Origin of the sequence: Brachyspira innocens ATCC 29796, from assembly GCF_000384655.1 — a bacterium.
Taxonomy (GTDB): Bacteria; Spirochaetota; Brachyspiria; order Brachyspirales; family Brachyspiraceae; genus Brachyspira; species Brachyspira innocens.
Genome location: NZ_ARQI01000060.1, coordinates 1 through 10,504, shown reverse-complemented (window position 1 = coordinate 10,504; position 10,504 = coordinate 1). Strand labels below are relative to the sequence as shown.

Below are 10,504 nucleotides of genomic sequence, written 5' to 3'. Positions count from 1 at the left end.
TGAACTTCCTTCTAAAACCTCCGAATACTTCGCCGTCTTTAGCAGGCACTGGATTAACATCAACATGACTTGGTATTGTGTCTTCAGGCAATCTAAAGTCAGTTGGCGGCGGTATATGTGTAGGGCTTAAAATATTAATCCCCTTACATGAAACTATCAAAACTATTATAAAAATTAGTAAAAACAATATTAAATACAATCTATTTTTCATAAGTATAGCCCCTATTTTTAAAAAATGGTAAAATTCTTTAATAAATATATTCTGTATATAAATACAATAACCTTTGATTATAAAATCATTGCTTCAATTATTAATACGTATAAATAAAAAAATATCCGTAAAAATTTTGTATTTTTTTGATTATTAATTTTAAAAAATAAATAAAAAATAGTTTTGAAATTAAGTATATTGATTAATTGATATATTTAATTTATAATACAAAAATACAGTTTGAAAAATATTATTTATATTAAATTAAAAAAGAGAAAGTTTATTATGCCTAAATTATTAATATCAAGCGACCTGCATTTAAGCCTTCAGGAAAAAGAATACTCGCTTTCAGTATTAGATGAAATATTAGAACAAGCAAAAAATTATGATGCACTTCTTTTCCTTGGAGATACTTTTAATACATTTGAAGATTTGCAGGAATTAAAAGATACATTCTCAAAAAAAATAGAAAGCTATGATAAAAATGTATACTTACTTAAAGGTAATCATGAAAACCTAAAATCAAAAGGCATAACATTAAATAAATTAAAGTTTCCTGATAATTTAATAGTAATAGAAGATATAAGTTTTTTTAATATAGATAATTTAGATATTATAGCACTACCCTACAGTGAAAAATATATTATAGACAATGAATTAAATAAAAAAATAGAAAATCTAAATGCTGACAACAGAATAGTAATAGCACATGGTATAATAGAAGGCACATTATGGGCTATAGAGGAAAATGAAGAGGCGGCAAGCATACCTATAGATATAATAAAAAAAATAGAGCCTAATATAGCAGTGGTAGGACATATTCACAAACAAATGGAAGTTAATATTGAAAATATACCAATAATATACACAGGTTCTGCAAGAGTTTGGAGAAGAACTAAATCAGAAATGGGTGAAAGAAGATGTTTGGCTATTGATATAAAAAATAACTCTATAAATAAGAGTTTTATCAATATAAAAAATGCAGGCGAATACAGAGTATATGAAAGCAATATTTATAACATATCAAATTTAGAACAAAAAGCCTCTGAATGGAATACAAATGATATTATAGATATTAATATTTACGGAATAGCTGAAGATGAAAATGAACTTGAAGAAAAAATAAACAGCATAAAAAATAAATATTCAAAATATGTACGTGATATTAATATAAAAACTAAAGAGTTATTCCTGCTTGAAAATGCTTATAATGAAAGCATAATAAAAGAGTTTTTAGCTATAGCAGAAGAGCATGAATTTGCTACTAATAATGAAGAAGACCTAGAAATAGTTGAAATTGCCAAACGTATAGGAATAGAAAAAATATATTCTGCTTTGCAAAATAAAAGATGATATAAACTTTATATTTTTTTTATTAATCTTTCAGCAAGAAGTTTTGCGTCAATATTTTCTATGCATACATGATTATTAGGACAATTTTTTCTTTTATAGCATCTGGCACATTCTAAATTTTCAACTCTTATAGTCTCGGAGTTTTTTGCTATAGGTCCAACACGTACTTCACTTGTAGGACCGAATACTGCTATTAATGGTTTTTGAAATGCACAACCTGTATGCATTGGAAATGAATCTACTGTAACCATTCCCTTTGATTTTTTTATTAAATATGCTAATTCTGGTAAATTAAAAAGCCCAGAACTATTTAAAATATTCTCAAATCCTTTCACTATTTCCAAACATTCTTTATCATAATCTGATGTAGCTGAAACTATTATTTGTATATCTTTTAATTTTTGTATCTCTTTGATTATTTCTCTTGATTTATTTACTGATAAATCTTTAGTATCCCATCTTGAAAATGGAGAAAAAACTATATACTCTTTATCTATATTAAAATTACTGTTTATGCTGTACTTTATATGCTCTATTTTTTTATTAAAATCTGCTTCTATGGTATCTGGTAAAAAATAGTCCAAATCAGTACCGTCATCAGGGCAATCAATAAATTTAAGAAAAGATATAAGCCCTTCTATAGCATTTATATCCTTATAATAATTACTTTTTACTCCAAACCACTTACCCTTTGCATATTTCTTTTTAGCGTGGCATAAATATAAAAATATTATGCTTCTCTCAAGTCCCTGCAAATCCATAGCTATATCATAATATTCTTTTCTTACTTCAGATATATGAGAAATAAACTCTCTTATCGTAGAAAAAAATAATGAAGGAGATTTAAATATTTCATTTTCATATTTATATATATCCAAAACATATAGTTTATTTATATAAGGATTGTTTTCTAATATACCTAATGCTCTTTTATCTGTTACTACATCTATTTGACAGTCAGCTTTCCATTTCTTTAATGCCCTTATAACAGGTGTCATATGAAGAACATCGCCCAAAGAAGTTTGCTTTATTAAAAGTATTTTCATAAAATTATATAACCTGCATTATTATAATATCATAATCATATAATAATTTTATAATATATCAATAAAAAATTATAAAATATAGAAAAATTACTATAAACAGTATTGACAAATATTACCTTATATAGTAATATTACTACATAAAGTAATTATACATACTTAAATATTTTTAATAAAGGAAATAACAATGAAAAAAAATCATATTATAATTTTTATATTAATAGCAATATTTGTATTAGTAGGAGCATTTGGTATAAGCAGGCATGAAAATGATAAAAAGACAAACGCATCAAATGATAAGGTAATAAAGATAGGTATAAGCCAGATGATAGAGCATGATGCATTAGATTTGATATATAAGGGAATAGAAGATGAACTTAATAAATACTATAATAACAGCAATAAAAAAATAGCAATAGACTATAAAAATGCTCAGGGAGAGCAGGCAAATTGTAATACTATAGCACAAAAATTTGTTAATGATAAAAGCGATATCATAATAGCAATAGGCACTCCTGCAGCTCAGTCGGCTGTAAATCTCACCAAAGACATACCAATAATAGCTTCGGGAATAGGCGACCCAATAGGAGCAAAATTAGTGACCAATCTTAATAAACCTAATGTAAATGTAACAGGCACAATAAATCTTCCTCCTATAGAAAAACAAATAGAACTCATGCATACATTACTTCCTAATGCAAAAAGAATAGGACTTTTATACTGCTCAAGCGAAATTAATTCATTATATCAGATAAAATTAGCAAAAGAAAAATTGGATTCACTAGGACTTGAATATATAGATTTGACTGTTGCAAATGCAAATGAGATACAGCAGATGATGATAAGTGCCGCAGATAAAGTTGATGCTATATTTTCACCTACTGATAATATCATAGCAAACAGTATGGCAAATGTAGCTATGATAGAAGAGAGCTAAAAACTTCCAGTTATATGTGCTGATGCTGGAATGACAAAAATAGGAGGCACTGTAACATATTCAGTTAATTATTATGATATGGGAGTTCTTACTGCTAAAAAAGCAATAGAGGTTTTGGAAGGTATTAAAGATATAAAAAATATACCTCTTGAAACAGTTGACAGCTACAATTTCGTTGTAAATACAAATATGATAAATAAATTAGGACTTACTATACCTAATGATATATATATGAATTAAAAACAAGTTCCATATTTTTTAGATACTACATAACACAAAACCTGCAGTCTAATACTGCAGGTCTATTTTTATAAAAACAAAAAACTATTAAGCAAAATCTTTTAAGTGTCCAGATGATACTTTTTTGAAAGCTCTTAAATAATATTTAATATCGTCCAAATCTCTTATAGATAATACCTTATGCATCAAAAACTGCGGGGTAAAACTTAGATTATAAAGTTTTTGTATCCATTCTTTTATTTTCTCTTCGCCTACATCAGTTTTCATTATAGCTTTACGCATATCATAATCTTCCCAATTTTCTGTAGTAAGCCAATTTTCTTTTTTACATTGATTAAACAACTCTGTTCCCGGATAAGGAATTATAATTGTAGCCTGCATAGTTTTGGCATACCCTTTAAGAAGAAGTTTTTTAGTAAGCTCATAAGTTTTCTCAATATCCTCTTCAGTTTCCCAAGGATATCCAAGCATTACAGTTACATGAGGAGAAAGTCCTGCATCGGAAGCGGCCTTACAAGACGGAAGGATTTCTTCAACCTTATTTCCCTTTTTAAGTCTGTCTAATGTATTTTGACTTGCTGATTCCAAACCAAATAATAAAAATCTAAATCCAGCCTTTTTCATAAGTCTGTACTCATCTTCATTGCATGCTCCGAAACGCATATTGCAGTCTATATTAACTTTTTTATTTAGTTTTTTGTCTATCATAAAATTGCAAAAATCATTAAGCCATTTTTTTACTGGAAAACAGCCTGTATCGTCCATTATCTCTCTGATATTGTATTTGTTATAAAGAAACTCTACTTCATCAACAACATTTTCTGCAGTTCTAGCACGGAAATTTGTATATATACCAGTCCAAGAGCAGAAAGTACATCTATGATGCCAGCAGTCTCTTCCAGCCATTATATAAGTACCAGGTATTCTTTTGAAGTTGCCGTTGTCATATGCGTATCTTTGCCACTGAGTTAAATCTCTGTCTATAAATGGAAGGCTTTTTAAATCATGTCTTAATTCAAAAAATCCTGTATTTTTTATATTATTATTTTCTCTGTAGTATATTCCTTTTTCTAACTGTGCTTTTCCATTAAGATATTCTATTAAGTTTAAAAGAAGAAAATCATAATCTCCGCCTGTAAGCAAATAATCAACTTTGCAGTTATTCATAGTCTCTTCAGGCATAGCAGTAACATGGTCTCCAGCAATAACTACTATCATATTTGGGTATTTAGCTTTCAAGTCATCAGCTATTTTCCAAGCCTTATATATAACAGGAGTTTTCACCTCAAAAAATAATAAGTCTGGAGTTTTCTCATCTAAATATTTGTACCATTGTTCTGTTGTCATATTTCTAGCAATGGCATCAACAAAGTCAACTTCATAACCTGCATTTTTTATCATAGTTGCTGCAGTAGCTGGTACTACAGGGTAAATATATGTTGGGCTTTTAAACCATTGAAACTGTCTGTTTTGGGACAATAATGCCACTCCTCTGTCGCTTTCAAACGGAGGATAGCCTATATATATATTATTTATTTTATTACTCATAAATTAATTTACCTTTTTACTAAATTACTAAATATTAAAAAATTATTATACTTTAATAAGTAAAAATGTAAATAAGTTTATAATGTAAAAAAATATTATCCTTTCTTTCCGCCCATATCCATATACTGACTGTACATAGGTGAAGGAAGTCCGAATCCTCCAGCTACAGGCATAGTTTCTCCTGTTATAAATGATGAATAATCGCTTGCAAAGAAAAGTACAGCATTAGCAATATCTTCAGGCTCTGCTGGTCTGTTTAATGGAACATTTTTCAAAAACAATTTCAAAAAATCTTCTGACATATTCTCCATAGCAGCATCAGTTGCAACAAACCCCGGAAGTACAGCATTACATCTTATATTTTGTCTTGCATACTGAACAGCAATATTTTTTGTAAGAAAGTTGATTGCTGATTTTGATATGCCGTATGCTAGTCTTGACATATCTGGAAATATTCCTCCTACTGAAGAAATATTAATTATACTTCCTCCTCCAGTATTAATCATATGCTTAACGGCAGCCTTTGAAGGAAGATAAACACTTTTTAAGTTTTCATTAACTATATTAAAAAAGGCATCAGTATCTCCGTTAATTAAATCAAAATCTTTATTAGTATCAGTAGTACCGAAATTATTAACTAGTATATCTATTCTATTTTCTTTTTTTACTGTCTCTTCAATCATAGAAGTAAAAGTTTCTTCTTTAGAAGCGTCAAAATATACTGTGTCAGCCTCTCCGCCATTTTTTATAATTTCATCTACTATATTTTTACCTGCATCAAATCTTCTTACAGCTAAATAAACCTTTGCTCCATTTTCAGCTAGTTTTTTTGAACATGCTAAACCTATACCTCTGGTTGCTGATGTTACTAATGCTATTTTTTTATCTAAAAGTTTCATTTACTTAAATCTCCTTTTTATAATGTTTATGCTAAATAATTATATTCGATTTAGTAATTATTTCTATAAAATATATAATTATTTTAAAGTTCTATATTTTATAAAAAATACTGCTGTTACTATCAAAGTTACAACTTCTGTAATAGGCATAACATACCATATACTATCTCTTACAAATATTAAAGGCATTATAAATATTAAAATACCGCTTATTATAAGCCCCCTTAATATTGCAATTATAAATGATGCAGTTGGTTTCATTATAGCCTGAAAATAGTATGTAGCATATACATTAAAAGGAAGTATTAAGAATGATATAAAATAAGATCTCATAATATTTTTTGATATACTCAAAGCTTCATCTGAAGGCTTCATAAATGCTTTCATTAAAAAGTCAGTATTAAAGTATGTAAATAAAGTAGAAACTATAGCTAATATTAGAGCTGTAAATATACCGTATTTTACTGCAGATTTTATTCTGTTTATATTGCCTGCACCCAAATTAGAAGATATTATAGGCTGTGCTGCTTGTCCTATTGCATAAGCTGATGACTGAACTAATATATTAATATTGATTATAACAGAATACACAGCCAATGCTGAAGAGTTAAAATATTTCATTATCTGATTATTAAACATTAAAGAAAGTATTCCCATTGCTATATCTATAAAAAATGTTGAAAAACCAATTGATACAATATTCTTTGATAATGAAAATAATTTATTTACTTTTACAAATTTTAAAGTATTCTTTTTTGTAAACAGATGAGATATTAAAATAGAAGCAGTAATAACCTGTCCTATAGCAGTGGCAAGCCCAGCACCAAATATACCCATATCACATACAAATACAAAAAAGTAATCTCCAAATATATTAAATATCCCACCAGCCATAACGGCAATAGTTGCTTTCATAGGGGCATTATCATTTCTAAGATATGCAGCAAAAAATTGGCTAAATGAAAATAAAGGAAGAATTATTTTTATAGGAAGAAAATATATTTTAGCTAATCTTAAAAGTACATCATCAGCCCCAAAAAAATAAAGTATATTATCTTCAAATACTATTGATAAAACCCAAACTATAAATATAACTATTGACAAAGCAATGAATGAAGAAGTAAAGAAAATATCTGATTTTTTATAATCTCCAGAACCTCTTGCCTTACTAAAAAGAACAGAACCTCCTATACCAAATAACATGCCTATGCTGTATATTATATTCCATATAGGAGCAAATACAGCCAAAGCAGCAGCTCCATTATCTCCCTCATACTGCCCAACCATAGCAACATCGACTATAGAATAAATAGCAGCTATTAAAGCACTGCCAAAACTTGCATATAAATACTTAAAAAATATTTTTTTTACATCTGTTTTAAGAATATCCATAAAACACCCCCCTTACAAAAAATAAAAGGCTGGAAAAGAAATCTAATAATTAGACATCTTATCCAACCTTTGGTATTTTCTATTTCCAATAAGTCCTCCGATGAACTTAATTATATTATACCACAATACCGTTTAAAAGTCAAATTTAGGACTAATAATATACTATATTTTATAAAAATTAAATGATTTATTTATTAACATTATTTATTGATATTTTTTTGTATTAAGTGTATTATAGAAATATAAATACTATGGAAGATTTTTAATATATGAGAAGATTAATTTTTACATTTATATTAATGTCTGTATTATCAGCATTAGCTTATTCTTTTCCATATAAGATGTACACTGGAATGACAGGTGCATTGCGTTTGGGCGGTACTATTTATGTTAATAATGATAGAATAGGTACTAAAAAATATACCTTATCAAGTCCTATTATGATTAACTTCGGTATATTTAGAAACTTTGATATATTTGCAAGAGTACTTCCTATGACGTATCTTCCAGAATTAGGTGTAGGTGTTGAGGGAGAGCCTCAGTTTTCAATAATGCCTAGATTTCAGTTTTTTAACGGTTTTATAGGAGCTATTGAAGTATTATTCCCCGGTTCATCAAAACAAAAATTCGGTCTTAATCCTCAAATACATTATTTAATAGGATTAGGAGATTTTTTAACTATGTATGCCAATCTGGAAGTTCCTATGTATTTTAATGATCCTAGAGGTGTTGTAGAATCTTTAAGGCTTAAAATGGCTTTGGGAGTATACCCCGGAGCTTTATTCGGATTTTCTCTTGCTGGTATATATTTAGAGTATCATATAGCCTATGATTTTTATAACAGTGCTTTTTTATATCTTAATCATTTAGGATTAGGACTTTATCTTGTACTTAACAGTGATGCTAGTCTTTCATTAAACTTTACTCCGTATTTGGAACAGCTTGCAAGCGGTTTTTACTTTGGTATAGGTGTATCATTGTCGTATACTTTTGATTTTAATAAGTTAAGAAGATAAGTATTGACTTTTTTTACATTTTTATATAATCTACTTCAATGATTAAATACTATATTTTTTTAATAATGATAATAACAAATGTACTATTATATCCTATAGTAATAGTAGAAGATAAAGTTAATAAAAAAAGTATGTATGAATGGGAAAATATAGAATATTCTCTTCTTTATACTGGAGATGCCGGTAAGTTCAAACCTTCCGGCATCAATGAAAATGCTATAAGTGACTTTGAAGTTATTAATAAAGAAATAGAAATGGAAACTATACATAAAGATAATGAAGTTCCTACTATGAATTATAAAATAACTTATACACTAAAGCCCCTTAGAAAAGGGAAATTAAAAATACCTGAACTAGAAGCTGCATACTATAATGTAGAAAGAGGAAATAGTTTAGTTCCTCAGGAGCAATTAATTAAAGAATATAATATAAGAGTTTTCAGTCCTTGGTTTATATTAATTATGATAGGACAATGGGTTATAATCATTCTTATAGCTTTTTTAATATTTAAGTTTATAAAAGAACAGCATAATTTTAATAAAAAAGCATTTGAAAATAAAAAAACTATAAAATAGGAAATTGACATGACAGAAAATAATTCTTTGCAGGCTATTTCTGAAGCTTCAAAAATGGCACTTGATGTTGTACAGGCTATAAAAAGCGAAATAAAAAAAGTAATAATTGGTCAGGAAAATATGATAGACAAACTTCTTTTGGGTATTATATGTGATGGGCATGTACTATTAGAAGGAGTACCAGGTCTTGCTAAAACTTTAACTGTAAAATCATTGGCAAGCACTATAGATGCAAGCTACAAAAGAATACAGTTTACACCCGATTTGCTTCCTGCTGATATTGTAGGAACAGAAATTTATGATATAAAAAACTCTGCATTTGTTCCAAAACAAGGACCTATATTTTCAAATATAATATTGGCAGATGAAATAAACCGTTCGCCTGCTAAAGTACAGTCGGCACTTTTAGAAGCTATGGGTGAACATCAGGTTACTATAGGTGATACCACTTATCAGTTGCCAGATGTATTTTTGGTACTTGCAACTCAAAACCCTATAGAACAGGAAGGTACTTACCCATTACCTGAAGCACAGGTTGACAGATTTATGCTTAAAGTAATAGTAAAATATCCTACTAAAAGCGAAGAGAAAACTATTATAAAAAATATGTCCTCTTCAAAACCAGAAGAATTAAAACCTATAACCACTATAGAAACTATAGAAAAATTAAGAAAATTGGCTAATCAAATACATATAGAAGAAAGATTAATTGATTATATAGTTAATATTATAGACGCCACTAGAAACCCAAAAGAATATAAGTTACAAAGCGAATATATAGAATATGGTGCCTCTCCAAGGGCTGGAATATACCTTACAAAAGCAGCAAAAGCTAATGCTATGATGCAGGGAAGAGGATTTGTTATGCCTGAAGATATAAGAGCAGTAGCTTATGAAATATTAAGACATAGAATAAGTATAAGCTATGAAGCACAGGCAGAAAATATTAACAGCGATATGATAATAGAAAATCTGCTTGCTAATATTAATGTGCCTTAATTAAAATATACCTAAACAACTATAGTTTGTCAAAAAATAAATTTTTTAAATGTTGATATTTGCGTGGCTTTGCTGCGAAGCACACAGTCGTGCCACACCCCAGTTCTTTTGTGACGCTGTCCGCCTCGCTCTGCGTGCCGTAGGCAAGGTGTAGCCCAAATTTCGAGTATTATCATACATTTAATACATATCTTTAAAGTATAAAGTTCTAGTAATTGCGTTTTTCGCGAAGCGTGCCTTTGGCAAAAACTTTTTTGTGCGGCAAAAAAGTTGATAATTCTATATAATGTA

Annotated in this window: 8 protein-coding genes and 2 pseudogenes; 5 read left to right on the top strand and 5 right to left on the bottom strand. The window is 28.5% G+C overall.

Going from position 1 to position 10,504, the window contains the following annotated elements; all coding sequences use genetic code 11:
* Window positions 1-211: pseudogene (locus tag F811_RS15375) on the bottom strand (hypothetical protein); the annotation flags it as partial.
* Between the two features lie 285 nt (window positions 212-496).
* Between F811_RS15375 and F811_RS0101410 the strand changes: the two are divergent.
* Entirely contained in the window at window positions 497-1,564 is a 1,068-nt protein-coding gene (locus tag F811_RS0101410; protein ID WP_020003521.1) for a metallophosphoesterase family protein, read from the top strand.
* 8 nt (window positions 1,565-1,572) lie between these two features.
* Here the strand turns inward: F811_RS0101410 and F811_RS0101405 are convergent, their stop codons facing one another.
* A complete protein-coding gene (locus F811_RS0101405; RefSeq protein ID WP_020003520.1) occupies window positions 1,573-2,610 on the bottom strand; it encodes a glycosyltransferase family 9 protein in 1,038 nt (345 codons plus the stop codon).
* 184 nt (window positions 2,611-2,794) lie between these two features.
* Here F811_RS0101405 and F811_RS15940 point away from each other — a divergent pair.
* A pseudogene (locus tag F811_RS15940) lies at window positions 2,795-3,784 on the top strand (ABC transporter substrate binding protein).
* An 87-nt stretch (window positions 3,785-3,871) separates the two neighbouring features.
* Here F811_RS15940 and F811_RS0101395 read toward each other — a convergent pair.
* The 3 genes from F811_RS0101395 to F811_RS0101385 all read right to left on the bottom strand — a co-directional run bounded on the left by F811_RS0101395 (window position 3,872) and on the right by F811_RS0101385 (window position 7,623).
* Window positions 3,872-5,332, bottom strand: a complete 1,461-nt coding sequence (locus F811_RS0101395) for a B12-binding domain-containing radical SAM protein (protein ID WP_020003517.1) — start codon at window positions 5,330-5,332, stop codon at window positions 3,872-3,874.
* Window positions 5,333-5,427: 95 nt separating this feature from the next.
* Entirely contained in the window at window positions 5,428-6,231 is an 804-nt protein-coding gene (hdhA, locus tag F811_RS0101390) for a 7alpha-hydroxysteroid dehydrogenase (protein WP_020003516.1), read from the bottom strand.
* A gap of 78 nt (window positions 6,232-6,309) precedes the next feature.
* Window positions 6,310-7,623, bottom strand: coding sequence for an MATE family efflux transporter (locus F811_RS0101385; protein WP_020003515.1), 1,314 nt, complete (start codon window positions 7,621-7,623; stop codon window positions 6,310-6,312).
* A gap of 269 nt (window positions 7,624-7,892) precedes the next feature.
* Here F811_RS0101385 and F811_RS0101380 point away from each other — a divergent pair, with 269 nt between their 5' ends.
* From F811_RS0101380 to F811_RS0101370, 3 genes are all read left to right on the top strand, one after another.
* Window positions 7,893-8,639 carry a hypothetical protein gene (locus F811_RS0101380; protein WP_020003514.1) on the top strand — a complete coding sequence of 249 codons (747 nt, stop codon included), beginning with the start codon at window positions 7,893-7,895 and terminating at the stop codon, window positions 8,637-8,639.
* A 65-nt stretch (window positions 8,640-8,704) separates the two neighbouring features.
* A complete protein-coding gene (locus tag F811_RS0101375; RefSeq protein WP_020003513.1) occupies window positions 8,705-9,214 on the top strand; it encodes a BatD family protein in 510 nt (169 codons plus the stop codon).
* 9 nt (window positions 9,215-9,223) lie between these two features.
* Window positions 9,224-10,213, top strand: coding sequence for an AAA family ATPase (locus tag F811_RS0101370; RefSeq protein WP_020003512.1), 990 nt, complete (start codon window positions 9,224-9,226; stop codon window positions 10,211-10,213).
* The last annotated feature ends 291 nt before the right edge of the window (window positions 10,214-10,504 follow it).